The sequence below is a fragment of the Lentisalinibacter orientalis genome (assembly GCF_040706535.1).
Taxonomy (GTDB): domain Bacteria; phylum Pseudomonadota; class Gammaproteobacteria; order Steroidobacterales; family Woeseiaceae; genus Lentisalinibacter; species Lentisalinibacter orientalis.
In genome coordinates this window covers 89,913-113,794 of the sequence record NZ_JAPDRJ010000001.1, presented here as the reverse complement: position 1 = coordinate 113,794, position 23,882 = coordinate 89,913, and the positions used below count along the sequence as shown (strand labels likewise).

General features: G+C 69.7%; 25 protein-coding genes. 24 read left to right on the top strand and 1 reads right to left on the bottom strand.

Translation table 11 applies throughout. The features are described from left to right. Positions 1 to 15: 15 nt before the first annotated feature. The 12 genes from bchL to ACJMK0_RS00435 are packed head-to-tail and all read left to right on the top strand — an operon-like array spanning position 16 to position 11,878. Entirely contained in the window at positions 16 to 903 is an 888-nt protein-coding gene (bchL, locus tag ACJMK0_RS00490; RefSeq protein WP_405234855.1) for a ferredoxin:protochlorophyllide reductase (ATP-dependent) iron-sulfur ATP-binding protein, read from the top strand. Further along, positions 903 to 1,607, top strand: a complete 705-nt coding sequence (gene bchM, locus ACJMK0_RS00485; RefSeq protein ID WP_405234854.1) for a magnesium protoporphyrin IX methyltransferase — start codon at positions 903 to 905, stop codon at positions 1,605 to 1,607. Before bchL ends, bchM begins: the two co-directional genes overlap by 1 nt. Further along, entirely contained in the window at positions 1,604 to 3,037 is a 1,434-nt protein-coding gene (locus tag ACJMK0_RS00480) for a BCD family MFS transporter (RefSeq protein ID WP_405234853.1), read from the top strand. The genes bchM and ACJMK0_RS00480 overlap by 4 nt, the downstream gene beginning before the upstream one ends. Positions 3,038 to 3,062: 25 nt before the next feature. Further along, positions 3,063 to 3,839 carry a photosynthetic reaction center subunit H gene (gene puhA, locus ACJMK0_RS00475; RefSeq protein ID WP_405234852.1) on the top strand — a complete coding sequence of 259 codons (777 nt, stop codon included), beginning with the start codon at positions 3,063 to 3,065 and terminating at the stop codon, positions 3,837 to 3,839. After that, positions 3,836 to 4,525 (top strand): photosynthetic complex putative assembly protein PuhB, encoded by a 690-nt coding sequence (gene puhB, locus ACJMK0_RS00470; RefSeq protein WP_405234851.1) that lies wholly within the window; start codon positions 3,836 to 3,838, stop codon positions 4,523 to 4,525. The genes puhA and puhB overlap by 4 nt, the downstream gene beginning before the upstream one ends. Before the next feature lie 10 nt (positions 4,526 to 4,535). Then, positions 4,536 to 5,027 carry a photosynthetic complex assembly protein PuhC gene (gene puhC / locus ACJMK0_RS00465; protein WP_405234850.1) on the top strand — a complete coding sequence of 164 codons (492 nt, stop codon included), beginning with the start codon at positions 4,536 to 4,538 and terminating at the stop codon, positions 5,025 to 5,027. A 25-nt stretch (positions 5,028 to 5,052) separates the two neighbouring features. Next, positions 5,053 to 6,117 (top strand): magnesium-protoporphyrin IX monomethyl ester (oxidative) cyclase, encoded by a 1,065-nt coding sequence (gene acsF / locus ACJMK0_RS00460; protein WP_405237858.1) that lies wholly within the window; start codon positions 5,053 to 5,055, stop codon positions 6,115 to 6,117. Between the two features lie 27 nt (positions 6,118 to 6,144). Further along, on the top strand, positions 6,145 to 6,969 hold the full coding sequence (gene puhE, locus ACJMK0_RS00455; protein ID WP_405234849.1) for a putative photosynthetic complex assembly protein PuhE: 825 nt from the start codon (positions 6,145 to 6,147) through the stop codon (positions 6,967 to 6,969). Positions 6,970 to 6,992: 23 nt separating this feature from the next. Further along, positions 6,993 to 8,018: a magnesium chelatase ATPase subunit I gene (gene bchI, locus ACJMK0_RS00450; protein ID WP_405234848.1), complete on the top strand. Its 1,026-nt coding sequence runs from the start codon at positions 6,993 to 6,995 to the stop codon at positions 8,016 to 8,018. Continuing rightward, a complete protein-coding gene (locus ACJMK0_RS00445; protein WP_405234847.1) occupies positions 8,015 to 9,811 on the top strand; it encodes a magnesium chelatase subunit D in 1,797 nt (598 codons plus the stop codon). The genes bchI and ACJMK0_RS00445 overlap by 4 nt, the downstream gene beginning before the upstream one ends. Then, positions 9,798 to 10,769: an alpha/beta fold hydrolase BchO gene (gene bchO, locus ACJMK0_RS00440; protein ID WP_405234846.1), complete on the top strand. Its 972-nt coding sequence runs from the start codon at positions 9,798 to 9,800 to the stop codon at positions 10,767 to 10,769. Before ACJMK0_RS00445 ends, bchO begins: the two co-directional genes overlap by 14 nt. Next, on the top strand, positions 10,766 to 11,878 hold the full coding sequence (locus ACJMK0_RS00435; RefSeq protein ID WP_405234845.1) for a phytoene/squalene synthase family protein: 1,113 nt from the start codon (positions 10,766 to 10,768) through the stop codon (positions 11,876 to 11,878). Before bchO ends, ACJMK0_RS00435 begins: the two co-directional genes overlap by 4 nt. A 50-nt stretch (positions 11,879 to 11,928) precedes the next feature. On the opposite strand, the gene ACJMK0_RS00430 is transcribed toward ACJMK0_RS00435, so the two are convergent. Continuing rightward, the gene (locus ACJMK0_RS00430; RefSeq protein ID WP_405234844.1) at positions 11,929 to 12,864 is read right to left on the bottom strand and encodes a carotenoid 1,2-hydratase; all 936 of its coding nucleotides are present in this window, start codon (positions 12,862 to 12,864) and stop codon (positions 11,929 to 11,931) included. Positions 12,865 to 12,957: 93 nt separating this feature from the next. On the opposite strand from ACJMK0_RS00430, the gene ACJMK0_RS00425 reads away from it, so the two are divergent. The 12 genes from ACJMK0_RS00425 to pufC all read left to right on the top strand — a co-directional run bounded on the left by ACJMK0_RS00425 (position 12,958) and on the right by pufC (position 23,860). After that, positions 12,958 to 13,830 (top strand): polyprenyl synthetase family protein, encoded by an 873-nt coding sequence (locus ACJMK0_RS00425; RefSeq protein ID WP_405234843.1) that lies wholly within the window; start codon positions 12,958 to 12,960, stop codon positions 13,828 to 13,830. A 4-nt stretch (positions 13,831 to 13,834) separates the two neighbouring features. Beyond that, the gene (locus ACJMK0_RS00420) at positions 13,835 to 14,971 is read left to right on the top strand and encodes a methyltransferase (RefSeq protein WP_405234842.1); all 1,137 of its coding nucleotides are present in this window, start codon (positions 13,835 to 13,837) and stop codon (positions 14,969 to 14,971) included. A 122-nt stretch (positions 14,972 to 15,093) separates the two neighbouring features. Then, complete coding sequence (bchC, locus tag ACJMK0_RS00415) at positions 15,094 to 16,071, top strand: chlorophyll synthesis pathway protein BchC (protein ID WP_405237856.1); 978 nt, start codon at positions 15,094 to 15,096, stop codon at positions 16,069 to 16,071. A 47-nt stretch (positions 16,072 to 16,118) separates the two neighbouring features. Continuing rightward, positions 16,119 to 17,090 (top strand): chlorophyllide a reductase iron protein subunit X, encoded by a 972-nt coding sequence (locus ACJMK0_RS00410; RefSeq protein WP_405237854.1) that lies wholly within the window; start codon positions 16,119 to 16,121, stop codon positions 17,088 to 17,090. A gap of 22 nt (positions 17,091 to 17,112) precedes the next feature. Next, positions 17,113 to 18,639: a chlorophyllide a reductase subunit Y gene (gene bchY, locus ACJMK0_RS00405; RefSeq protein ID WP_405234841.1), complete on the top strand. Its 1,527-nt coding sequence runs from the start codon at positions 17,113 to 17,115 to the stop codon at positions 18,637 to 18,639. Then, positions 18,639 to 20,090 carry a chlorophyllide a reductase subunit Z gene (gene bchZ, locus ACJMK0_RS00400; RefSeq protein WP_405234840.1) on the top strand — a complete coding sequence of 484 codons (1,452 nt, stop codon included), beginning with the start codon at positions 18,639 to 18,641 and terminating at the stop codon, positions 20,088 to 20,090. Before bchY ends, bchZ begins: the two co-directional genes overlap by 1 nt. A 33-nt stretch (positions 20,091 to 20,123) precedes the next feature. Further along, positions 20,124 to 20,360 carry a hypothetical protein gene (locus tag ACJMK0_RS00395; protein ID WP_405234839.1) on the top strand — a complete coding sequence of 79 codons (237 nt, stop codon included), beginning with the start codon at positions 20,124 to 20,126 and terminating at the stop codon, positions 20,358 to 20,360. Between the two features lie 118 nt (positions 20,361 to 20,478). Then, positions 20,479 to 20,691, top strand: a complete 213-nt coding sequence (gene pufB / locus ACJMK0_RS00390; RefSeq protein ID WP_405221653.1) for a light-harvesting antenna LH1, beta subunit — start codon at positions 20,479 to 20,481, stop codon at positions 20,689 to 20,691. 12 nt (positions 20,692 to 20,703) lie between these two features. Next, a complete protein-coding gene (gene pufA / locus ACJMK0_RS00385) occupies positions 20,704 to 20,910 on the top strand; it encodes a light-harvesting antenna LH1, alpha subunit (protein ID WP_405234838.1) in 207 nt (68 codons plus the stop codon). Between the two features lie 116 nt (positions 20,911 to 21,026). Then, a complete protein-coding gene (pufL, locus tag ACJMK0_RS00380) occupies positions 21,027 to 21,851 on the top strand; it encodes a photosynthetic reaction center subunit L (RefSeq protein ID WP_405234837.1) in 825 nt (274 codons plus the stop codon). A gap of 15 nt (positions 21,852 to 21,866) precedes the next feature. Next, entirely contained in the window at positions 21,867 to 22,847 is a 981-nt protein-coding gene (gene pufM / locus ACJMK0_RS00375) for a photosynthetic reaction center subunit M (RefSeq protein WP_405234836.1), read from the top strand. Further along, a complete protein-coding gene (gene pufC / locus ACJMK0_RS00370) occupies positions 22,844 to 23,860 on the top strand; it encodes a photosynthetic reaction center cytochrome PufC (RefSeq protein ID WP_405234835.1) in 1,017 nt (338 codons plus the stop codon). Before pufM ends, pufC begins: the two co-directional genes overlap by 4 nt. Positions 23,861 to 23,882: the final 22 nt, after the last annotated feature.

Below are 23,882 nucleotides of genomic sequence, written 5' to 3'. Positions count from 1 at the left end.
GTAACGAGCGTTCCGATGTCCGAAATCGGCAACCGAAGCCGCGGCCTGGACGGCGAGGGCAGCGTGCAGGTGCACATGGAGCCCGAGAAGATCGGCCGGGCGAAGGTGTTCGCCGTCTACGGCAAGGGCGGCATCGGCAAGAGCACGACGTCGTCGAATCTGTCCGTGGCGTTCTCGAAGCTCGGCAAGCGGGTGCTGCAGATCGGCTGCGACCCGAAGCACGACTCCACCTTCACGCTGACGAAGCGGCTGGTGCCCACGGTGATCGACGTGCTCGAGTCCGTGGACTTCCATCCGGAGGAACTCAGGCCCGAGGACTTCGTGTACGAGGGCTACAACGGCGTCATGTGCGTCGAGGCCGGCGGTCCGCCCGCGGGCACCGGCTGCGGCGGCTACGTCGTCGGCCAGACGGTGAAACTGCTGAAGCAGAACCACCTGCTGGACGACACCGACGTGGTCATCTTCGACGTGCTCGGCGACGTGGTCTGCGGCGGTTTCGCGGCGCCCCTGCAGCACGCCGACCGCGCCCTGATCGTCACCGCCAACGACTTCGACTCCATCTTCGCGATGAACCGCATCGTCGCGGCCATCCAGGCGAAGGCGAAGAACTACAACGTGCGCCTCGGCGGCGTCGTCGCGAACCGCAGCGCCGGCACCGACGAGATCGACCGCTTCAACGAGGCCATCGGGCTGGATCGGGTGGCCCACTTCCCGGACCTGGACGTCATCCGGCGCAGCCGGCTGAAGAAGTCCACGCTGTTCGAGATGGAGGACGCCGAAGGGCTGGAGGCCGTGCGGCAGGAATACCTGCGCCTGGCCCAGGCCCTGTGGGACGGAACGGACCCGATGGATGCCACGCCGATGAAGGACCGGGACATCTTCGATTTTCTGGGATTCGATTGATGACGACCATGACCTACCAGGAACGCCGCGGCGAGCTGGAGACCTATTTCGACCGGACGGCGGTCGACGCCTGGCGTCGGCTTACCTCCGACGAGGCGGTGGGACGCATACGCGCCACGGTGCGCGCGGGCCGCGACCGCATGCGTGAGCAGCTGCTGTCCTGGCTGCCGGAGAATCTGGAGGGCCGCACCATCCTCGATGCGGGCTGCGGCACCGGCGCGCTGGCGGTCGAGGCCGCCCGCCGCGGCGCCCACGTGACCGCCGTCGACCTGTCGCCGACGCTGATCGAGCTGGCCCGGGAGCGTCTGCCGTCCGAGCTTGGCGCCGGCCGCATCGACTTCCGCGTGGGCGATATGTTCGACGAGAGCCTCGGCCGCTTCGACCACGTGGTGGCCATGGACTCCCTGATCCACTACGACGCGCCGGACATCGTCCGCGTGCTCAGTGGCTTCGGCCGGCTCGCCGGCACGTCCATCCTGTTCACGTTCGCGCCGCGCACGCCGGCGCTTGCGCTGATGCATGCCGCCGGCCGCCTGATCCCGAACCGTCATCACCGCGCGCCCGCCATCGTGCCGGTGGGCCGGGGAGCGCTGCACCGGCGCATCGGCGAGGCGCCGGCCCTGGAGGGCTGGCGGACGGGTCGCGACGAGCGCATCGCCAGCGGCTTCTACACCTCCCACGCCCAGGAGTTGATCCACGCATGAGATCCCTGAACGGCAGGCTGGCGAAGAGCTGGCGGGGCGTGAGTCCCGCGCTGCTGCCCTTCGCCGATGCGGCCTCGGCCGAGCTCCCGCTCGGGCGGCTGCTGCGCCTGTCGCTGTTCCAGGTCTCCGTGGGCATGGCCATGGTGCTGATCGCCGGCACCCTGAACCGGGTGATGATCGTCGAGCTCGGCGTGGCCGCCTCGCTGGTGGCCGCCATGGTCGCCCTGCCGATCGTGTTCGCTCCGTTCCGGGCGCTGGTGGGATTCCGTTCGGATACCCATCGTTCGGTGCTGGGCTGGCGCCGGGTGCCCTACATCTGGTTCGGCACCCTGCTGCAGTTCGGCGGCCTGGCCATCATGCCGTTCGCGCTGATCCTGTTGTCCGGCGACTCGAATGGTCCGGCCTGGATCGGCCATGCCAGCGCGGCGCTCGCGTTCCTGCTGGTCGGCGCCGGCCTGCATACCACCCAGACCGCCGGCCTCGCGCTGGCCACCGACCTGGCGCCGGAGGAATCGCGCCCGCGGGTGGTCGCATTGCTGTACGTCATGCTGCTGGTCGGCATGGTGGTGAGTGCGCTGGTGTTCGGCGCGCTGCTGCGCGACTTCAGTCAGGTGCGCCTCATCCAGGTGATCCAGGGGGCGGCGCTCGCGACCTTCGCGCTGAACATGCTGGCGTTGTGGAAGCAGGAGGCGATGCAGCCGGAGAAGACCGACCGCAGCCTGCCTCGGCCGTCGTTCGCCGACGCCTGGCGCGCGTTCGCCGAGGCGCCCGGCGCCCGGCGCTTCCTGGTGGCCGTGGGTCTCGGGACCGCGGCCTTCAGCATGCAGGACATCCTGCTCGAGCCCTACGGCGGCCACATCCTCGGCCTGAGCGTCGGTGCCACCACCGCACTGACCGCGCTGCTGGCCGGCGGCACCCTCGTTGGCTTCGCGCTGGCCGCGCGGCATCTCGCCCGCGGCGGCGACGCCTTCCGGCTGGCCGGCGTCGGCGCGCTGGTGGGGCTGTTCGCCTTCCCGGCCGTGATCTTCGCCGCGCCGCTCGCCTCGGCCAACCTGTTCCGGGCGGGCACCGTGCTGATCGGATTCGGTGCGGGGCTTTTCTCCGTGGGTACCCTCACCGCCGCCATGGCGATGAACCGGGGGCGCTACACGGGACTCGCACTCGGCGCATGGGGTGCGGTGCAGGCCAGCGCGGCCGGCATCGCTATTGCCGCGGGCGGCGCCATCCGCGACCTGGTGTCGGGACTGGCGAGCGCCGGCGTTTTCGGACCGGCCATGAACGACGCCTCGGCCGGCTACAGCTTCGTCTACCACCTGGAAATACTGTTGTTATTTGCGACGTTGATCGCGATAGGACCGCTCGTGCGTCATGCGCCTGCGAGCCCCGAGCGGTCGCCATCGAGGTTCGGCCTGGCGGAATTCCCGGGCTGAGCGGTTTGCCTCAAGGAGATTGACTATGGAAACCGGCGCTATTACTGGCTACATCGACGTAGCACAACTCGTTCTCTACGCTTTCTGGATATTCTTCGCCGGCCTGATCATCTATCTGCGCCGGGAAGACAAGCGGGAAGGCTATCCGCTGGAGTCGGAACGCTCCGGCAGCGTCACCGTGCAGGGCTTCCCGGCGGTGCCGTCGCCGAAGACCTTCCTGCTGCGCGACGGCCATACCGTGCAGTCGCCGCGCCGGGAGGAGCCGGAGACGGACATCAAGGCGAAGCCCGCCGCGCCGTTCCCCGGCGCGCCGCTGATCCCGGAAGGCGACGGCGTGGGCGCCGGCGTCGGCCCGGGTGCCTTCGCCAATCGTGCCGACGAGCCCGATCAGACCTACGATGGCCGCGCCCGCATCGTGCCGATGCGCAGCGTGAGCGAGGCGGAGGTGGACCGCCGTGACGCGGATCCCCGCGGCATGGACCTGGTCGGCACCGACGGCGAAGTGGCCGGTACCATCAAGGACCTGTGGCTCGACCTGTCCGAGCCCCACGTGCGTTACCTCGAGGCCGAGGTGGGCGGTGCGACGGGCCCGCGGCGCATACTCGTGCCGATCTACTTCGCGAAGATCGACGGCGGCCGCGGCCGGGTCAAGGTGGACGCGCTCAAGGGCCATCAGCTCGCGCACGTGCCCGGTACGGCCAACCCGGACCTCGTCACGCTGCGCGAGGAAGATCGCATCATGGGCTACTTCGGCAGCGGCACGCTGTACGCCGATCCGGTGCGCCAGGAGCCGCTGATATGAGTCATCACGACCACGCCCCCGAGTACATGCCCGGGATCCCGGAGCCGCTGCCGGAGGGCGAGCGACTGCTCTGGCAGGGCTCGCCCCGCTGGCAGAACCTCGCGATCAGCGCGCTGCACGTGCGCAAGCTGGTGTTCTACTTCGCATTGCTGGCCGCCTGGCGCATCGGCACCGACCTGGTCGGCGGCCAGGGCGTCGGTGCCGCGCTGGCGGGCGCAGCGGGCCTGGCCGTACCGGCCGGCCTCGCCGTCGGCGTGCTGCTGCTGATCGCCTGGCAGATGGGGCGCACGACCATCTACACGGTGACCACCGAACGGGTGATGCTGCGTTTCGGCATCGCGCTGCCGATGACGGCCAATATTCCGTACTCGCTGGTGCAGTCGGCGGCGGTGAAGATCGGCTCGGACGGTTCCGGCGACATACCGGTGAACGTGAAGCCCGGCAACGGCGTCTCGTGGCTGATCTTCTGGCCGCACGTGCGGCCCTGGAGCTTCGGCAATGCCCAGCCCATGCTGCGCGGCATCCCGGATGCGGAGCGGGTGGCGGGACTGCTGGCCGATGCGCTGGCTCAATATTCGAACCAGACGTCGAACCAGACGGCGGGCCAGAGCGTGGCGCGGTCGCAGGGCGGAGAGCGATTGGCCGACGAGGCAACGGCCGGCTCGTTCGCCGCCGCGGCACGCTGAGGCGGCTCCCGTGAGCGACGCACACGGCGACCGCATCCCCCGCCCGGCCATCTTCGGCGCGCTGGCGCTGGTGGTGCTCACCATACTCGCCGCCGCCGGGGCGCGGCTGACCGGCGTGGGTACGGTCGAGGTGCCTCCCTCGGCCGCGGTCGAGAGCCGCGAACTCGCGTTCGAGGATGCCGCGGACGGCTCGGTGGTCGTGCGGGATCCGGCGGCGGGGGACGTGCTCTACGTCGTCGAGCCGGGCACCAACGGCTTCCTGCGCGGCGTGCTGCGCGGCCTGGCGCGGGACCGCAAGCTCCGCGGCATCGGGCCGGAGCCGGCCTTCGTGCTCACTCGCTGGGCCGACGGCAGGCTGACGCTGGAGGACCCGGAGACCGAGCGCCGGCTGTATCTGGGTCCATTCGGCAGCGACAACGTGAAGATATTCGTCACGCTGCTGCAGGCGGGCGCGGGAGAGACCGCGCAGACGGCCGCCAACGGCGCGGCGACGCAACGATAAAGAGGAGAGAAGGATGGAAGCGACGATGGATGCGGGCCGGGACCGGCCCGGGGTCAACGAATCCACCACGGCGGCGACGACGGAGACGCTGCTGACGCCGCGCTTCTACACCACCGACTTTGCGGCGATGGACCGGCTGGACGTCGGCCCGGTGCGCGAGGAATGGGAAGCGATGATGGACGAGTTCCGCAACGACTCCAATCGCAACCACTTCGTGCGGCCGCCGGAGTTCGAAGACGAGATACGCGAGCTGCCGGAGGCCCTGCGCCAGGAGTTCATCGACTTCATGGTGAGTTCCGTCACCTCGGAGTTCTCCGGCTGCGTGCTGTATGCCGACATCAAGCGCGCGGTGGACAACCCGGACGTCAAGGAGTTGATGGGTTTCATGGCCCGGGACGAGTCCCGCCACGCGGGCTTCATCAACCGCTCGCTGAAAGACTTCGGCGTGGCGGTGGACCTCGGTTTCCTGCGCCGGGCCAAGAAGTACACTTTCTTCAAGCCGAAATACATCTTCTACGCCACCTACCTGTCGGAGAAGATCGGCTACGCGCGCTACATCACCATCTACCGGCACTTCGAGAAGCACCCGGAGCGCCGTTTCCATCCCATCTTCCGCTGGTTCGAGCAGTGGTGTAACGACGAGTACCGCCACGGCGAGGCTTTCGCCCTGATCATGCGCGCCAACCCGCACCTGCTGCGCGGCGCGAACAAGCTGTGGATCCGGTTCTTCCTGCTGGCGGTGTACGCCACGATGTACGTGCGCGACCACACCCGCCCCGAGATGTACGACGCGATGCAGATGGACCCCACCGAGTACGACTACCGGGTGTTCGAGATCACCAACGCGATCACGAAGCAAGTCTTCCCGCTGCAGCTCGACATCGACGATCCCCGCTTCCGCCGCGGGCTCGAGCGGCTGCGCCGCATCTCCGAGTCCGCAGCAGCGGCGAAAGAGCGCGGCGGACTCATGGGTCTGGCGAAGCGTGGCGCGCTCGCGGCGGCCGGCTTCGCCGTCTTCGCCCGACTGTATACTCTGCCGGCGAAACGAAACGAGCTCCCCGCGACGGTGCGGATGGCGCCGGTCTGGTAAAGAGTGAACTGGTAGAGGAAGCGCTGCGTGCCCGAATATGTCCTGCCGGTACTGTATGCCCTGTTCCTGTGGTGGTTCAGCACCGGCGTGGTCTTCTATCTGGACGGGCTGCCGAAGCGCACTTTCCCCTGGAGCATGGCCGGCGCCACGGCGGTGCTGGTGGCCGCACTGGTCGGCCTCGCCGCCGCGGCCGACAATACCACCGTCGGCGGCGCCTACCTCTCCTTCAGCTGCGGGCTGCTGGCCTGGGTGTGGGTGGAGGCGAGTTACTACCTCGGTTATCTGACCGGGCCCCGCAAGCACCGCTGCGAGGAGGGCTGCTCGGGCTGGCGCCATTTCGGGCACGCGCTGCAGACCAGCTACTATCACGAGGCCGCCATCGTGGCCGTGGCGCTGGTGATGGTGTTCCTGACCGCCGGCGAGCCGAACCGGCTCGGCCTGTGGACCTTCGTCGTGCTGCTCGCGATGCACGAGAGCGCCCGCCTGAACGTGTTCCTGGGCGTGCGCAACCTCAACGAAGACTTGCTGCCCGAGCATCTCGGGTATCTCGCCAGTTTCCTCCGGCGCCGCTCGATGAATCTGCTGTTTCCCTTCTCGGTCACGGTCGCGACGCTCGTGACGGCCTGGATGATCGGGGCGGCGGCGACTGCGGCCGCGCCCCACGATGCCGTGGCGTGGACATTCCTGTCCGCGCTGATGGCGGTGGCGGTGCTGGAGCACTGGTTCCTGGTGCTGCCGCTCGACGTATCGGCGCTCTGGCGCTGGAGTCTGGGTTCCCGGGGCGCGGGGGCGCCGGAGCCGGAGGAGCGTGCCGATGACGGCCCCGCGTCGGTTTTCGCCGGCCGCTACTGAAACCCGCGACCGGAGTCTCTGAGATGGCGGCACCTTTCCCGTTTTCCGCGATCGTCGGTCAGGACGAGATGAAACTCGCCCTGATGATCGCCGCCGTCGATCCCGGCATCGGCGGCGTGCTGGTGTTCGGCGACCGTGGCACGGGCAAGTCGACCACCGTGCGTGCGCTGGCGGCGCTGCTGCCGAAGATGCGGGCCGTGACGGGCTGCCGCTACGGCTGCGATCCCGATGCCACGGACGATCTGTGCGACGAGTGCCGCGAGCGCAGTCGGCACGGCGAACTGCAGAGCCGCACGCTGCCGGTGCCGGTGGTCGACCTGCCCCTCGGTGCCACCGAGGATCGCGTGGTGGGCGCGCTGGATCTGGAGCTGGCCCTGACCCAGGGCGAGAAGGCCTTCGAGCCCGGCCTGCTGGCGCGCGCTCATCGCGGCTTCCTCTACATCGACGAGGTGAACCTGCTGGAGGACCACCTGGTGGACCTGCTGCTGGACGTGGCCGCCTCCGGCGAGAACGTGGTGGAGCGCGAGGGGCTCAGCGTGCGCCATCCGGCGCGTTTCGTACTGATCGGCAGCGGCAACCCGGAGGAGGGCGAGCTGCGGCCGCAGCTGCTGGACCGCTTCGGGCTGTCGGTGGAGGTGCGCACGCCGGAGGAACTGGCCACCCGCATCGAGGTCATCCGGCGCCGGGACGAATACGAGCGCGGCCCCGCCGCGTTCGTCGCCAAGTGGAAGCGCCGCGACGGCCGCCTGCGGACGAAGATACGCAAGGCGCGCGAGCACATCGACGACGTCGCCGTCTCCGATGCCATGCTGGAACAGGCGGCCCGGCTCTGCATCGCTCTCGGCACCGACGGGCTGCGGGGCGAGCTGACGCTGGTGCGTGCGGCCCGGGCGCTGGCGGCGCTGGAGGGTGCCGACGAGGTGACAGAGAAACACCTGCGCGAGGTGGCGGGCCCGGCGCTCCGTCACCGGCTGCGGCGCAACCCGCTCGACGACTCCGGCTCCGGCGTGCGCGTGGAGCGGGCGCTGGACGAGGTGCTCGGGCCGTGAGCGCCGCCTGGTCCGACGCGCTGCGGGCCGCGTGTCTGTTCGCGATGGATCCGGCGGGTTTCGGCGGCATGAATCTCAGGGCCCACGCGGGCCCGGTCAGGGACGAGTGGCTCCGGGTTTTGCGCAGCCTGCTGCCGGCCGGGACACCGTTCCGCCGGATACCGGTGCACGTCACCGAGGCGCGCCTGCTGGGCGGCCTCGACCTCGCCGCGACGCTGGGTCAGGGACGGCCGGTGGCGGAGTCGGGGCTGCTGGCCGAGGCCGACGGCGGCGTGCTGCTGCTGACCTCCGCCGAACGGGCGGAGCGCGCCACCGTCGCCCACCTCACAGCGGCGCTGGACACCGGCCGGGTGGTCCTGGAACGGGACGGGATTGCTGCGCGGCAGGCGGCCCGCGTCGGCATCGTGGCGCTGGACGAAGGGCTGGACGAGGACGAGCAGCCGGCCGCCGCCCTGCGCGACCGGCTGGCATTCCACCTCGACCTGAGCGCGATCGGCTATCGCGAGACCCGCGAGGTGCCCGCCGGATGCACCCCCGGCCGGATCGAGGCCGCCCGCCGCGTGCTGCCCGGCGTCACGGCCGACGAGCGCTACGCCGAGGCACTCTGCGGGGCGGCGCTCGCCCTTGGCGTGGATTCGCTGCGTGCCTCCCTGCTGGCGCTGCGGGCCGCCCGGGCGCTGGCCGCGCTGGCCGGTCGCGACGAGGTGACGGACGAGGACGCCGCCGGCGCCGCACGGCTCGTGCTGGCGCCCCGTGCCACCCGTCTCCCGCAGACGGAGACCGAGGAAGAAGAACGGCCCGAGGACCGGCCCGAAGACCGGGAGCCCGACTCGCCGCCGGAAGAGCGTCAGGAGGAGGGCATCCCCGACGGCCCGCTGCCGGATCAGGTGCTGGAGGCGGCTCGGGCGGCACTGCCGGCGGCGCTGCTGGATGCGCTGCTGGCGGCCGGCGGGGCGCTGCGCTCCGGCACTGCCGGCAAGGCCGGTGCCGTGCAGACCTCGCGGCTGCGCGGCCGGCCGACCGGCGCGCGAGCCGGCGAGCTGCGGGACGGCGCGCGCCTGAACGTGATCGAGACCCTGCGGGCCGCCGCGCCCTGGCAGCCGCTGCGCCGGGAGGAGACGGCCCGCGGCCGCGGCGCCGCGCAACGCGGTGCGCGGGTGGAGGTGCGCAAGAGCGACTTCCGCATCACCCGCTTCCGTCAGCGCACCGAGACCACGAGCATCTTCGTGGTGGATGCCTCCGGGTCGGCCGCCATGCACCGGCTGGCGGAGGCGAAAGGCGCCGTCGAACTCCTGCTGGCGGATTGCTACGTGCGCCGGGACCGGGTGGCGCTGATCGCATTCCGCGGGGCGGGTGCCGAACTGCTGCTGCCGCCCACGCGCTCGCTGGTGCGGGCGAAGCGCGGCCTCGCACAACTGCCCGGCGGCGGCGGCACCCCGCTGGCGGCCGCCATCGATTCCTCGCTGACCATCGCGGAGGCGGCACGGCGCCGCGGGGAGACGCCGCTGGTCGTGTTCCTGACCGACGGCCGCGCCAACGTGGGACGCGACGGCGTCGGCGGCCGCACCCGAGCGCGGGAGGACGCCCTGCAGGCGGCCCGGTCGCTGCGCGTGGCGGCTCTCTCCACGCTCGTGATCGACACCTCGCCGCGGGCGCGACCCGACGCGAGGGAACTCGCCGAGGCCATGGCCGCACGCTATCTGCCGCTGCCCCAGGCGGACGCGGCGGCGCTGTCCCGGGCCGTGCGGCAGGAAGGCGAACTGGCGGCAGGAGCCACTCATGCGGCGGCCTGACGCCGGCGTTGCGGTGGCCCGCCGGGACCTGGCTCCGGCCGGGCGGGACGACGGCAACGCCCGCACCGGCGCGACGCTGCAATGGGAGTCCGACGGCCGCGACTGGCCGAACCGGCAGGCGAGCCGCTTCGTGGAGGCCGGCGGGATCCGCTGGCACGTCCAGCGGGCCGGCAACGGCCCGGTGGCGCTGCTGCTCCACGGCACCGGGGCATCCACGCATTCCTGGCGGGATCTGCTGCCGGAGCTGGCGCGCGAGTTCACGGTGGTGGCGCCGGATCTGCCCGGTCACGGCTTCACCTCGGCGGCGGCCGGCGATGGCTATTCCCTGCCGGGCATGGCCGGCGCCGTCGCAGCACTGCTGGCGTCGCTGGACGTATCGCCCCGGCTGGTGGTGGGCCATTCGGCCGGCGCGGCCATCGCGTTGCGCATGGTGCTGGACGGAAGCATCGAACCGGGCGGAGTCGTGAGTATCAACGGCGCGCTGCTGCCGTTCCGGGGGCTGCCGGGCCAGCTGTTCTCGCCGGCCGCGCGGCTGCTCGCGCGGCTGGATTTCGTGCCGCGGCTGGTCGCCCGCCGTGCGGCCGACCCCGGCGCCGTCACCCGCCTGCTGCGGGACACCGGCTCCCGGCTGGATGACGAGGGCGTGGCGCTGTATCGGCGGCTCATGTGCAGTCCGGCACACGTTGCGGCTACCATCGCCATGATGTCCCGCTGGGACCTGGCGCCGATGATCCGGCAATATCCGGAGCTGACGGTACCGCTGCTCCTGGTCGTCGGCGAGCAGGACGGCACGGTCGCGCCGCAGGAAGCCGACCGGGTCGCGCGCCTGGTGCCCGGCGCCCGGGTGGAGCGGCTGGTGGGACTGGGGCATCTGGCTCACGAAGAGGAGCCGGGAACGGTGGCGGAACTGATCGTCGGTTTCGCGCGGAGCGTGGAGGCGGGGGGCGCCGTACGATGACGACTTTGGATACCCGCACGCGAGGCGGGCTTCAATTCCGCGACGCATTGCCGCCGTCGCGGGGCGACGGCGACCTGGCCGCGTGCAGGCAGCTACTCCGCCACGGCTCGCGGACCTTCCACGCGGCCTCCTATCTGCTGCCGCGCCGGGTGCGCGAACCGGCGACGGCCCTCTACGCCTTCTGCCGGCTCGCCGACGATGCCGTAGACGAGATCGCGGACCACACCCGCGGCAACCGGGCCGTGCTGGCCGATCTGGACTACCGGCTGCAGCGCGCCTATGCCGGCGATCCCCTGCCGATCGCCGCAGACCGCGCCTTCGCCCGCGTGGTGCGGGAGCACCGCATCCCGCAGGCCCTGCCCGCCGCCCTGCTGGAGGGCTTCCGCTGGGATGCCGAGGGACGGCGCTACGAGACGCTGGAGGAGCTGCACGCCTATGCGGCGAGGGTGGCAGGCACGGTCGGCACGATGATGGCGATGCTGATGGGCGTGCGCTGCCGGCAGCAGCTGGCCCGGGCCTGCGATCTGGGCGTGGCCATGCAGCTGTCGAACATCGCCCGCGACGTGGGCGAGGACGCGCGGGCGGGCCGGCTGTACCTGCCGCTGTCGTGGCTGCGCGAGGCCGGTATCGTGCCCGACGAGTGGCTCACCCGCCCCACACATTGCGGCGCCCTCGGCGGCGTGGTGGAACGCCTGCTGCGTGAGGCCGACCTGCTCTACGACCGGGCGGAGGCGGGGATATCCCGGCTGCCCTGGACCTGTCGTCCCGGCATCCACGCAGCCCGGTTCCTGTACGCCGGCATCGGCGATCAGGTGCGCCGGCGCCGGCTCGATTCGGTGAGCGGCCGCGCGGTGGTGCCGGCGAGCCGCAAGGCCCGCCTGCTGGCTCGCGGGCTCGCCTCGGCAGCGATGCCGCCCGTGGACGATGCAGCGCCGCCCCTGCCGGCCACCGCGTTCCTGGTGGACGCCGCGGCCGCCGCGCCACCGGCGGCGGCGCCGCAGCCGGCCGGACTGAGAAGCTGGGCCTACTGGCTGCTGGACCTGTTCGCGCAACTCGAGCGCAGGGAACGCGCCGGGCCGGGCGATGCGGTGGCGGTCGCCGAGGAATAACCCCCGCCCTCCCACAGCCGGGTCGGGCCTGAAGGCCCTCCTACATGGTGTCAGCGGCGCGGTGCCCGGAAGGGCAGCAGGCACTGCACCCAGGGGGACGCAAAGCGATCCAGCGACAGGCTCTCGTGGACGCCCGTGAGCGTCTCGCCGAACAGCCGTGCGGCGACGATCGAGCGGGCGTAGAAGGGCGTGTCTTCCAGCGTGCGCAGCACCCTGGCGCCGCCCGGTTCCTCGGCGCGGGTGGTCCGCGCCACGCGCCAGGCCGTGGCGGGCAGCATCGCGGCGGGCGGCGCGTCGAAATCCGCGACACCGCCGTCCCGGGCGAAGCGCAGCGCCAGCGAGTGGCGGCTGCCGTCCCGGCGGACGGCGTCGTAGAGCACGGCCGCGTCCCGGCCGGCGTCCATGCGCGACCAGTTCCAGCCGACGAAGTCGCGCTCCAGGGCATCGTCGCCCCAGTTGCTGTCCAGGTAGCCGCTGCCGCTCCAGCGGGAGGCGGGCGAAGACAGGTCCACTTCCACCCGGGCCCGGGGCGCGAGCGGCTGCCAGTGGTGGCGCCCGTCTGCGTCGAGAGCATAGGGTCCCGCGCCGGGAATCTCCGGGCGCACGCGCACGGTGCCGCGCAGGCGCGTGGGCACCGGCACGGTGACCTCGTCGATCTCGAACAGCAGGTCCTCGCCGTCCCGCCGGACCCGGCTCGGGCCGATGCGGAACTCGTCGGCGCCACGCTCGACCCGCTCGGCCGGCCGCTCCGTGAACGCCCAGCGTTTGGACCGCGGCCGGTACAGCACCGCATTCAGGGCGCAGTGACCCGCAGGGTCGGTTGGTGAGCGCCGGCGTGCCATGGCGTACCAGGGCGAGAAGACGCTGCCGACGAACGCGATCAGGGTCAGTGCCTGGCGGCCGTCGGAGCTCATCGCGTCCACATACCACCAGCGGTAGCCGTCGGCGGGGACCGGTGCGTCGAAAGGCGGGTAGGGCGAGGACAACCGATTGACTCCGTCTCTTCGTGTGTCTATTCTAACTGACACCAAATCTGACAATCTAGCATGACACTCTAATGTGACTACCTGGAGGCGGGCATGGAAGGCATATCGCGGATCGAGTCGGCGCTGGCTGCGGCGCTGGAGCAGGGGAGCGCGCAACCGAAGTGCCCGCCAAAGCTCGCCGAGGCGATGCATTATGCCGTCTTCCCCGGCGGCGCGCGGGTGCGCCCGCGGCTGTGTCTCGCGGTCGCCGAGGCCTGCGGCAGCGAGGCGAGCCGTTCGGCCGTGGCCGCCGCGGCCGCGCTGGAGTTGCTGCACTGTGCCTCCCTCGTGCACGACGATATGCCCTGCTTCGACGATGCCGCGCTCCGGCGGGGCAAGCCGTCGCTGCACCGGGCGATGGGAGAGCCGCTGGCGCTCCTCACCGGCGACGCACTGATCGTGCTCGCCTTCGAAGTCATCGCGGACGGTGCCGCGGGCGCGGACCGCAGCCTGGCGCCGCTGCTGCTCACCGTCAGCCGTGCAGTCGGCGGGCCCGCCGGTCTCGTGGCCGGCCAGGCCTGGGAGTGCGAGCCCCGGGTGGTGCTGGCCGACTACCACCGCGCGAAGACGGCGGCCTTGTTCGTCGCCGCCACCGAAGCCGGCGCCATCGCCTCGGATGCGGATCCCGCGCACTGGCGGGCGCTGGGCGAGCGCCTCGGCGAGGCCTACCAGGTCGCAGACGACCTCCGCGATGCCGCGGGCGATTGCGAGGAACTCGGCAAGCCCGTCGGTCGCGATGCCGCGCTGGGCCGTCCCAGCGCCGCCACCGAACTCGGCATCACACGCGCGCTCGGCCGGATGGAAGAACTGGTGGACGCCGCCATCGCCGCCATACCGGACTGCCCCGGCGCGGAGAGCCTGGAGGATCTGATCCACCACGAGTCCCGCCGCCTGGTGCCGAAAGACCTGGCGCGCCTGGTGGCGTGACGCCGTGGTCCGGCAGCCTGTGCCGGCCCTGAGGGACAGGCTGGCCGGGTGGCGCGACGCACTGCTCGCCAGTGCCCGGTTCCAGCGCTGGGCGGCGGCTTTCCCTCTTACGCGCCCCATCGCCCGTCGCCGCGCGCGGGAACTGTTCGATCTCTGCGCGGGCTTCGTCTATTCCCAGGTGCTGTTCGCCTGCGTCGAGCTGGATCTGTTCGAGCGGCTGGCGGAGGGGCCCCGCGACGGCGCCGCCCTGGCGCGGGACTGTGACCTGCCGGAGAGCGCGGCGACACGCCTGTTCGACGCCGCCGCGTCGTTGCGGCTGCTGAGCCGGCGCCCGGACGGGCGTTATGCGCTGGGTGCCCTCGGCGCGGCGCTGCGCGGCAACCCGGGCGTGGCCGCCATGGTTCGTCATCATCGCCTGCTCTATGCGGATCTGGCCGATCCGCTGGCATTGCTGCGCGGCGAGCGGCCCGATACCGCGCTGGGCGCCTACTGGGCCTACGCCACCGAGGCTGAGCCGGCCGGCGCCGCGGCGGAGCGCGTCGCCGACTACTCGGAACTCATGTCGGCCTCCCAGCCCTTCGTCGCCGCCGAGGTGCTCGCGGCGGTATCGCTGAAGCGCTGTCGCCGCCTGCTGGACGTCGGCGGCGGCCAGGGCACTTTCCTCATCGCCGCCGGGCAGCGCTGGCCCCACCTGCAGCTGGCACTGTTCGATCTGCCGGCGGTCGCCGAGCGTGCGCGGCGCCGTCTCGACGAGGCGGGTCTCGGCGGGCGTGCCACGGTGACCGGTGGCGATTTCCTCCACGACCCCCTGCCCGGCGGGGCCGATGTGATCTCTCTCGTGCGGGTCATCCACGATCACGACGATGCCGCCGCCGCAACGATCCTGGCCCGCGCGCACACGGCCCTCGAGCCGGGCGGGCGGCTCCTGCTCGCCGAACCGATGGCCGGCACCCGGGGCGCAGAACCGGTGGGCGACGCCTACTTCGGCCTCTATCTGTTCGCCATGCGCAGCGGCCGGCCGCGCACCCTCGAAGAGCTCCGTTCGCTCCTCGGCACCGCCGGATTCACCGGCATACGGCCGGTTCCCACACGGGTGCCGCTGCTAACCCGGGTCATCGTGGCGGAGCGCGCACGGACTTAGGCGAAAGTCCTTACACCAAAAGCGTCAATAGAACTTGACAATAGGGACAGTCAAGCTAGACTGACGCATAAGGCGTTAAAGGCTGTCCGTGTCGGGCAGCCGGAGTGTGTGACTCAGTGACTATGGATGCCCTTGCCGTCGTGCTGGAGAAACCGGAGCAACTGGTGCTCAGCCGGCTGGACCTGACGTCGCCCGAAGCGGGCGACGTCGTGGTGGACATCCGCTGGAGCGGGATCAGCACGGGCACCGAGCGTCTGCTCTGGTCCGGTCGCATGCCCCCGTTCCCCGGCATGGGTTATCCGCTGGTCCCCGGTTACGAGTCCGTCGGCGTGGTCCGCGAGGCCGGGCCCGCCTCCGGCCGCCGCGCCGGCGAGTTCGTGTTCGTGCCCGGTGCCCGCTGTTTCGGCGAGGTGCGCGGGCTGTTCGGCGGCGCCGCCTCCCGGGTGGTCGTGGCCGGCGAGCGCGTCATACCGGTGGACGAGGATTTGCAGGAAGATGCGGTGCTGCTGGCGCTGGCCGCCACGGCCTACCACGCCATTGCCGGCGCCGACCCGCCGACATCGCTGCCCGAACTGATTATTGGCCACGGCGTGCTCGGGCGGTTGCTCGCGCGCCTGGCGGTGATGCTCGGCGACCGCCCGGTGACGGTGTGGGAGAAGGATCCGTCCCGGGCCGGCGGCGCGCTCGGCTACCGGGTGCTGGATCCGGCCGAGGACGAGCGCCGCGACTATGCCGTCATCTGCGACGTGAGCGGCGATGCCTCGCTCCTCGACGAGCTGATCGCCCGGCTGGCGCCCGGCGGCGAAATCGTGCTCGCCGGCTTCTATCACGAGCCGGTCTCGTTCTCGTTCCCGCCGGCCTTCATGCGCGAGGCCCGGCTGCGCATCGCCGCCGAATGGCGCCCCGACGACATGGTCGCCGTGCGCGATCTCGTCGCGAGCGGCGGGCTGTCACTGGCCGGCCTCATCACCCATCGACATCCGGCCGGCGAGGCCGCCGATGCCTATCGCACGGCGTTCGGCGATGCCGCCTGCCTGAAGATGGTTCTGGACTGGAAAGACGCGACTGGAAAGAACGCAAGTAGCGGGAGAGATTCATGAGCGAAAGGCGAACCGAGGGCGGCGTGACCGTGCAGCTTCCCGACAGCATGCAGGCCAGGCTGCGGGCCGAGGCTTCCATAGAGCCCGATCCCGTGCCCACGGGCGAGGCCACGAAAGAGACGCAGATCATCGCCATCTACGGCAAGGGCGGCATCGGCAAGAGCTTCACGCTCTCCAACCTGAGCTACATGATGGCCCAGCAGGGCAAGAAGGTGTTGCTGATCGGCTGCGATCCGAAGAGCGACACCACCTCGCTGCTGTTCGGCGGCAAGGCCTGCCCGACCATCATCGAGACGTCCTCGAAGAAGAAGCTCGCCGGCGAGGAGGTCGAGATCGGCGACGTCTGCTTCGTGCGCGACGGCGTCTTCGCCATGGAACTCGGCGGCCCCGAGGTGGGCCGCGGCTGCGGCGGGCGCGGCATCATCCACGGCTTCGAGCTGATGGAGAAACTCGGCTTCCACGACTGGGACTTCGACTACGTGCTGCTCGACTTCCTCGGCGACGTGGTGTGCGGCGGCTTCGGCCTGCCGATCGCCCGCGACATGTGCCAGAAGGTGATCGTGGTCGGCTCCAACGACCTGCAGTCCCTCTATGTCGCCAACAACGTCTGCTCGGCGGTGGAGTACTTCCGCAAGCTGGGCGGCAACGTGGGCGTGGCCGGCATGGTCATCAACAAGGACGACGGAACCGGCGAAGCCAGCGCATTCGCGGATGCCGTCGGCATCCCCGTGCTCTCCGCCATCCCGGCGGACGAGGACATCCGGCGCAAGAGCGCCAACTATCAGATCGTCGGCATGCCCGGCGGTCAGTGGGGGCCGCTGTTCGAGGAACTCGCCAGCAACGTGGCGGACGCGCCGCCGCAGCATCCCACGCCGCTGGAGCACGACGGCCTCCTGAACCTGTTCAAGTCCGAGGACGTCGGCCGGGGCATCCAGCTGCAGCCGGCGACCCAGGCGGACATGTGCGGCAAGAACCACGTCGAGAAACCTTCACTGGAGGTCGTCTACGAGCAGATCTGAGCCGGGGGCAGCAACGACAATAATGACGGACAAGAGCGACAAGACGGACATCAACGTGGAGGCCACCCGCGGGGACGGCCATGGCTGCCACGCCGGCCGCGACAAGATGCGCGAGGCGGCGGCCGCGGCGGGCAACGGCGAGGCGCTCGAGCGCTACGCGGAGGATTATCCGCTGGGGCCCCACGACCAGCCCCAGAGCATGTGCCCCGCCTTCGGCTCGCTGCGCGTGGGCCTGCGCATGCGCCGCACGGCCACCATCCTGTCGGGCTCGGCCTGCTGCGTCTACGGCCTCACCTTCACCTCGCATTTCTACGGCGCCCGCCGCACGGTCGGCTATGTGCCGTTTAACTCGGAGACCCTGGTCACCGGCAGGCTCTACGAGGACATCAAGGAAGCCGTGGAGAAGATGGCCGACCCGGAGCATTACGACGCCATCGTCATCACGAATCTCTGCGTGCCCACGGCCTCCGGCGTGCCGCTCCGCCTGCTGCCGAAGGAGATAAACGGCGTACGCATCATCGGCATCGACGTGCCCGGCTTCGGGGTGCCCACCCACGCCGAGGCGAAGGACGTGCTGGCCGGGGCCATGCTCGCCTATGCCCGCACGGAAGCCGAGCACGGTCCGGTGCAGGCGCCTCGCGAGGGTGTCGAGGACCGGCCCACCGTGACGCTGGTGGGCGAGATGTTCCCGGCCGACCCGGTCGGCATCGGCATGATGCTCGAGCCCATGGGTCTCGCCGCCGGCCCGGTGGTCCCGACCCGGGAATGGCGCGAGCTGTACGCGGCGCTGGACTGCGCCGTGGCCGCCGCCATCCATCCGTTCTACACCGCTTCCTTCCGGGAGTTCGAGGCGGCCGGTCGGCCGATCGTCGGCTCGGCTCCGGTGGGTCACGACGGCACCGCCGCGTGGCTGGAGGCGATCGGAGAGGCCTGCAACGTGCCCGCCGAGCGCATCGCCGCGGCGAAGAACGCGGTGCTGCCGGCAATCCGCGGCGCGCTCGCGGAGGCGCCGATCAACGGGCGCATTACCCTGTCCGGTTACGAAGGCTCCGAGTTGCTGGTGGCACGGCTGCTGGTGGAGAGCGGTGCGGACGTCCGCTACGTGGGCAGCGCCTGTCCGCGCACCCGCTGGTCCGACGCCGACCGCGAATGGCTGGAGGCGAAAGGCGTCCAGGTGCAGTTCCGGGCCTCGCTCGAGCAGGACCTGGCCGCCATGCGCGAGTTCGAGCCCGATCTCGCCATCGGCACCACCCCGGTGGTGCAGAAGGCGAAGGAACTGGCGATACCCGGCCTGTACTTCACCAACCTGATCTCGGCGCGGCCGCTGATGGGCCCCGCCGGCGCGGGCTCGCTGGCGCAGGTCGTCAATGCGGCGCTCGCCAACAAGACCCGCTTCGACGAGATGCGGGCGTTCTTCGAAGGCGTCGGCTCCGGGGATACGGCGGGCGTCTGGGAGGACCGGCCGGCGGAGCGCCCCGAGTTCCGCGAGAACTACCGCCGTCAGCTCGAGAGGCTGGCGAAGAAAAAGGCGTCGGAGGCGATGGTCTGATGCTGGTTCTGGATATGGATCGGGCGGGCGGCTACTGGGGGTCGGTGTACGTCTTCACCGCCATCAAGGGCCTGCAGGTCATCATCGACGGTCCGGTGGGCTGCGAGAACCTGCCCGTGACCTCCGTGCTGCACTACACCGACGGCCTGCCGCCCCACGAGCTGCCCGTCGTGGTGACGGGGCTCGGCGAGGACGAGCTCGGCCAGCACGGCACGGAAGAAGCCATGAAGCGGGCCCACGCCACGCTGGATCCGGATCTGCCTTCGGTGGTCGTGACCGGCTCCATCGCCGAGATGATCGGCGGCGGCGTGACGCCGGAAGGCACCAACATCAAGCGCTTCCTGCCGCGCACCATCGACGAGGACCAGTGGCAGAGTGCCAACCGCGCGATGCAGTGGCTGTGGACGGAGTACGGCACGAAACGCATCCGCAAGCCGAAGAAGCGCAAGGACGGCGAGAAGCCGCTGGTCAACATCATCGGCCCGATCTACGGCTACTTCAACACGGTCTCCGATCTCGCCGAGATCCGGCGGCTGGTGGAGGGCATCGGCGCCGAAGTCAATATGGTGTTCCCGCTAGGCAGCCATCTCGCCGACGTGCAGAAGCTCTCGGATGCCGAGGTGAACGTCTGCATGTACCGGGAGTTCGGCCGGCTGCTGTGCGAGACGCTGGAGCGCCCCTATCTGCAGGCGCCGATCGGCGTGCATTCGACGACCAAGTTCCTGCGCAAGCTGGGCGAGCTGCTGGATCTCGATCCGGAGCCGTTCATCGAGCGCGAGAAACACACCACCATCAAGCCGGTGTGGGACCTGTGGCGCTCGGTCACCCAGGACTTCTTCGGTACGGCGAGCTTCGCCGTGGTGGCCAACGAGACCTACGAGCGCGGCCTGCGGAATTACCTGGAACACGAACTCGGTCTGCCCTGCACGTTCTCGTTCGCACGCAGCGCGGGGAAGAAGCCCGACAACGAAGCCGTGCGTGCAGCGGTGCGGGAGAAGACGCCCCTGATCCTGTTCGGCAGCTACAACGAGCGCATGTATCTCGCCGAGAACGGCTCACGGGCCATGTACATCCCGGCCTCGTTCCCGGGCACGGCGATCCGCCGGCACACGGGCACGCCGTTCATGGGTTATGCGGGCGCCACCTACGTGGTGCAGGAGGTGTGCAATGCGCTGTTCGACGCGCTGTTCCACATCCTGCCGCTGGCCACCGACATGGACAGCGTCGAGGCCACGCCCACGCGGCTGCACCAGGAGCTGCCCTGGGAGGACGCCGCCAAGGCGGACCTGGACCGGGTGGTGGAGGAGCTGCCGGTGCTGATCCGGATCTCCGCGGCGAAGCGCCTGCGCGACGCCGCCGAGCGCCGGGCGCGCAGCCGGGGCGAAGAGCGGGTGACCGAAGAACACGTGGCCGACGCCCGGGCCGCGCTGAAAGAAGGACGGGCGGCATGAACGGTCCGTTGGGGACATGAGGAGAGAAGACTGATGGCTGAAATGCACAAGACGATGGATGCAAGAGCGAGCCTGTCGGCCCGCGGCGCGAAGCAGTATCACCTGATATTCGCGGTGGGATTCACGATCTTCCTGATGATCGCGATTGCCGGCCGGCTGCTGCCGCGTCGCTGGCGCAACGTGCCCCCGGGCGCGCCGGCCGACATGTCGATATTCGAAGAGGCCCGGGCCATGGCGAACACCTACGTGCCGTTCGCCTTCATGGCCTGAGTCCGGAAGTTTCGTCCCCTGAGGGGACGGGAAGGGGTCGTGGTCCTGGTCACGGCCATCCCCGCCGCGCGGGATTTGCGCGGTAACCGGCCGCGAGGCCGATCTGGAGGTGAGATATATGTCTGAGTCTTTCACCGGGCTGACAGACGAACAAGCACAGGCTTTCCACAAGCTGTTCGTCGTTAGCTTCATCGTGTTCACGGCAATCGCCATCGTTGCGCACTTCCTAGTGTGGCAATGGCGGCCGTGGCTTCCGCCGGAAGGTGGCTATGCGTCCCTCATCGATGGTGCGCGGATGGCTGCTGAACCGCTCATCCAGTACCTGTCATAAGGAGGAAAGAATATGTGGCGTTTATGGCAACTATTCGATCCGCGGAGGACGCTGATCGCGTTGTTCACGTTCCTTTTCGTGCTGGCCCTGTTGATCCATTTCATCCTGCTCAGCACGGATCGGTTCAACTGGATAGAAGGCCCGAGTGCTTCGGCGCAGGACCTGCCGGCGGCCACCGCGCCGCTAGAGCAGCCCGCACGGGTCGCCAGACTGACGTAACCGCGTCGACCGCCGGAGGTGGTGGGCAGGCCCAGGGCCTGCCCGACCCTGCCCGCCACCCTCTGCGGACTACATGGAGCCGCGTGCGAACGCGGCCCTGACGGAGATTAAAAGCGATGGCGATGCTCAGCTTTGAAAGAAAATATCGCGTTCGTGGCGGTACGTTCATCGGTGGCGACCTGTTCGATTTCTGGGTCGGCCCGTTCTGGGTCGGCTTCTTCGGAGTCACCACCATCTTCTTTACCGTTCTCGGGACGCTCCTGATCATCTATGGCGCGGCGATAGGGCCGACCTGGAATATCTGGCAGATCAATATCGCACCGCCGGATCTGAGCTACGGTCTCGCCCTCGCACCGCTCAAGGAAGGGGGGCTCTGGCAGCTCATCACCTTCTGCGCGCTGGGCGCGTTCGTCTCATGGGCGCTGCGCCAGGCGGAGATATCACGCAAGCTCGGCATGGGGTATCACGTCCCCATCGCCTTCGGCGTTGCAATCTTCGCGTACTTCACGCTGGTAGTGATCCGCCCGGTGCTGCTGGGTGCCTGGGGACACGGCTTCCCCTACGGGATCCTCAGTCATCTCGACTGGGTCTCCAACGTGGGCTACCAGTACCTGCACTTCCACTACAACCCCGCGCACATGATCGCGGTGACCTTCTTCTTCACGACGACACTGGCACTGTCGCTGCACGGCTCGCTGATCCTGTCGGCGGCCAACCCGAAGAAAGGCCAGGTGGTGAAAGGCGGCGAACACGAGAACACCTACTTCCGTGACGCAATCGGCTATTCCATCGGCGCGCTCGGCATCCACCGCCTCGGCCTGTTCCTGGCCCTGTCGGCCGGTTTCTGGAGCGCCGTCTGCATCGTGATCAGCGGCCCGTTCTGGACGCGCGGCTGGCCCGAGTGGTGGAACTGGTGGCTCGATCTGCCGATCTGGCGCTAGGAAAGGGGAACGAACATGGCGCAATACCAGAACATATTTACCCAGGTGCAGGTGAACATGCCGCCCGAGCCCGGGGTGGCGCTGCCGCCCGGCAGCTGGCCGCGGCTGGGGTCACCGAGACTGCAGTACTGGTTCGGCAAGATCGGCGACGCCCAGGTGGGCCCGTTCTATCTGGGCTGGCTGGGACTCTCCTCGCTCATCTGCGGCTTCATAGCCATCGAGATCATCGGTCTGAACATGTGGGCCTCGGTCAACTGGGATCCGATCCAGTTCGTCCGGCAGCTGCCGTGGCTCGCGCTCGAGCCGCCGTCGCCGGAGTACGGTCTCAGTCTGCCGCCGCTCGCGGAAGGCGGCTGGTGGCTGCTGGCGGGATTCTTCCTGACCGCATCCATCGGACTGTGGTGGCTCAGGATGTACCGGCGCGCCCGCGCGCTCGGCATGGGCACCCACGTGGCGTGGGCCTTCGCGGCCGCCATCTGGCTGTATCTCGTGCTAGGCTTCATCCGGCCGGTGCTGATGGGCAGCTGGGGTGAGGCGGTGCCGTTCGGCATCTTCCCGCATCTCGACTGGACCGCGGCCTTCTCGATCCGCTACGGCAACCTGTTCTACAACCCGTTCCACATGCTGTCCATCGCCTTCCTGTACGGCGCCACGCTGCTGTTCGCGATGCACGGCGCCACGGTGCTGGCGACGGGACGCTACGGCGGCGACCGCGAGGTGGAGCAGATCGTGGACCGGGGCACCGCCTCGGAGCGCATGGGCCTGTTCTGGCGCTGGACCATGGGCTTCAACGCCAACATCGAGTCCATCCACCGCTGGGCCTGGTGGTTTGCGGTGCTGTGTCCGCTGACCGGCGGCATCGGCATCCTGCTGACCGGCACGGTGGTCGACAACTGGTACCTGTGGGGTGTCAAGCACGGCATCGCTCCGGCCTATCCGCTGGTCTTCCCCGAAGTACCGGCAGATCCGGGCATGCTGCCGGGAGGTCCGCAATGAGAAACTGGACAATGAAACCCGCAGGGTGGCTGTTGACGGCTGCGGTGCTGCTCGCCACGGCGGGCTGCGAGTGGCCGCCCCAGGAGACCGAACAGGTCGGCTATCGCGGCACGGCCATGGAGCTCGTCAAGAGCCCCGAGACCATTGCCGCGAACGCGGACCTGCACGCGGTTCCCGCGCCTCAGCCGCCGTCGAGCACCGACGGCCCGAAGGCGAGGGACATCTACCAGAACGTTCAGGTTCTCGGCGATCTCTCCGTGGGCGAGTTCACGCGCCTGATGCTGGCCATTACCGAGTGGGTGTCGCCGGAACAGGGCTGCAACTACTGCCACGTCGGCGAGAACTTCGCCGACGACTCGCTGTACACCAAGACCGTGTCGCGGCGGATGCTGCAGATGAACCTGGACATCAACGGCAACTGGCAGGACCACGTCAAGCAGACCGGCGTGACCTGTTACACCTGTCACCGCGGCCAGAACGTGCCCGGCGAGATCTGGTTCGACCAGCTGCCGCGGGAGTCGGCTGCCGGCTTCACGGCCGACAACGGTACCCAGAACATCGGCGGGATGGCATCGGTGGCCTATTCGTCACTGCCCGGCGACCCGTTCGACCAGTTCCTGGACGACTATCGCCAGGTACGCGTGATCGCCGACAGCGCACTGCCGCAGAAGAACAACCAGGGTGCGAGCATCCAGGCCACGGAATACACCTACGGCCTGATGATGCACATGTCCACCTCGCTCGGCGTGAACTGCACCTTCTGCCACAACTCGCGGGCCTTCGCCCAGTGGGACGAGAGCACGCCCCAGCGCCTCACCTCCTGGCACGGTGTGACCCTGGTGCGGAACCTGAACGCCGAGTACATGGTGCCCCTGAAGCCCGTCTATCCCGAGAATCGCCTCGGGCCAAAGGGCGATGCACCGAAGGCGAACTGCGCGACCTGTCACCGCGGCGCGAACAAGCCGCTGAACGGTCAGAGCATGTTGCCGGATTATCCCAACCTGGCCCCCTGAGGGCCGGCGCGGGAGACAGGAA

What these genes read in the sequence shown, in the direction of transcription:
- bchL (WP_405234855.1), top strand. Translation starts at nt 16, where the DNA reads ATGTCCGAAATCGGCAACCGAAGCCGCGGCCTGGACGGCGAGGGCAGC.
- bchM (WP_405234854.1), top strand. Translation starts at nt 903, where the DNA reads ATGACGACCATGACCTACCAGGAACGCCGCGGCGAGCTGGAGACCTAT.
- ACJMK0_RS00480 (WP_405234853.1), top strand. Translation starts at nt 1,604, where the DNA reads ATGAGATCCCTGAACGGCAGGCTGGCGAAGAGCTGGCGGGGCGTGAGT.
- puhA (WP_405234852.1), top strand. Translation starts at nt 3,063, where the DNA reads ATGGAAACCGGCGCTATTACTGGCTACATCGACGTAGCACAACTCGTT.
- puhB (WP_405234851.1), top strand. Translation starts at nt 3,836, where the DNA reads ATGAGTCATCACGACCACGCCCCCGAGTACATGCCCGGGATCCCGGAG.
- acsF (WP_405237858.1), top strand. Translation starts at nt 5,053, where the DNA reads ATGGATGCGGGCCGGGACCGGCCCGGGGTCAACGAATCCACCACGGCG.
- bchI (WP_405234848.1), top strand. Translation starts at nt 6,993, where the DNA reads ATGGCGGCACCTTTCCCGTTTTCCGCGATCGTCGGTCAGGACGAGATG.
- bchO (WP_405234846.1), top strand. Translation starts at nt 9,798, where the DNA reads ATGCGGCGGCCTGACGCCGGCGTTGCGGTGGCCCGCCGGGACCTGGCT.
- ACJMK0_RS00435 (WP_405234845.1), top strand. Translation starts at nt 10,766, where the DNA reads ATGACGACTTTGGATACCCGCACGCGAGGCGGGCTTCAATTCCGCGAC.
- ACJMK0_RS00425 (WP_405234843.1), top strand. Translation starts at nt 12,958, where the DNA reads ATGGAAGGCATATCGCGGATCGAGTCGGCGCTGGCTGCGGCGCTGGAG.
- bchC (WP_405237856.1), top strand. Translation starts at nt 15,094, where the DNA reads ATGGATGCCCTTGCCGTCGTGCTGGAGAAACCGGAGCAACTGGTGCTC.
- ACJMK0_RS00410 (WP_405237854.1), top strand. Translation starts at nt 16,119, where the DNA reads ATGCAGGCCAGGCTGCGGGCCGAGGCTTCCATAGAGCCCGATCCCGTG.
- bchY (WP_405234841.1), top strand. Translation starts at nt 17,113, where the DNA reads ATGACGGACAAGAGCGACAAGACGGACATCAACGTGGAGGCCACCCGC.
- bchZ (WP_405234840.1), top strand. Translation starts at nt 18,639, where the DNA reads ATGCTGGTTCTGGATATGGATCGGGCGGGCGGCTACTGGGGGTCGGTG.
- ACJMK0_RS00395 (WP_405234839.1), top strand. Translation starts at nt 20,124, where the DNA reads ATGGCTGAAATGCACAAGACGATGGATGCAAGAGCGAGCCTGTCGGCC.
- pufB (WP_405221653.1), top strand. Translation starts at nt 20,479, where the DNA reads ATGTCTGAGTCTTTCACCGGGCTGACAGACGAACAAGCACAGGCTTTC.
- pufA (WP_405234838.1), top strand. Translation starts at nt 20,704, where the DNA reads ATGTGGCGTTTATGGCAACTATTCGATCCGCGGAGGACGCTGATCGCG.
- pufL (WP_405234837.1), top strand. Translation starts at nt 21,027, where the DNA reads ATGGCGATGCTCAGCTTTGAAAGAAAATATCGCGTTCGTGGCGGTACG.
- pufM (WP_405234836.1), top strand. Translation starts at nt 21,867, where the DNA reads ATGGCGCAATACCAGAACATATTTACCCAGGTGCAGGTGAACATGCCG.
- pufC (WP_405234835.1), top strand. Translation starts at nt 22,844, where the DNA reads ATGAGAAACTGGACAATGAAACCCGCAGGGTGGCTGTTGACGGCTGCG.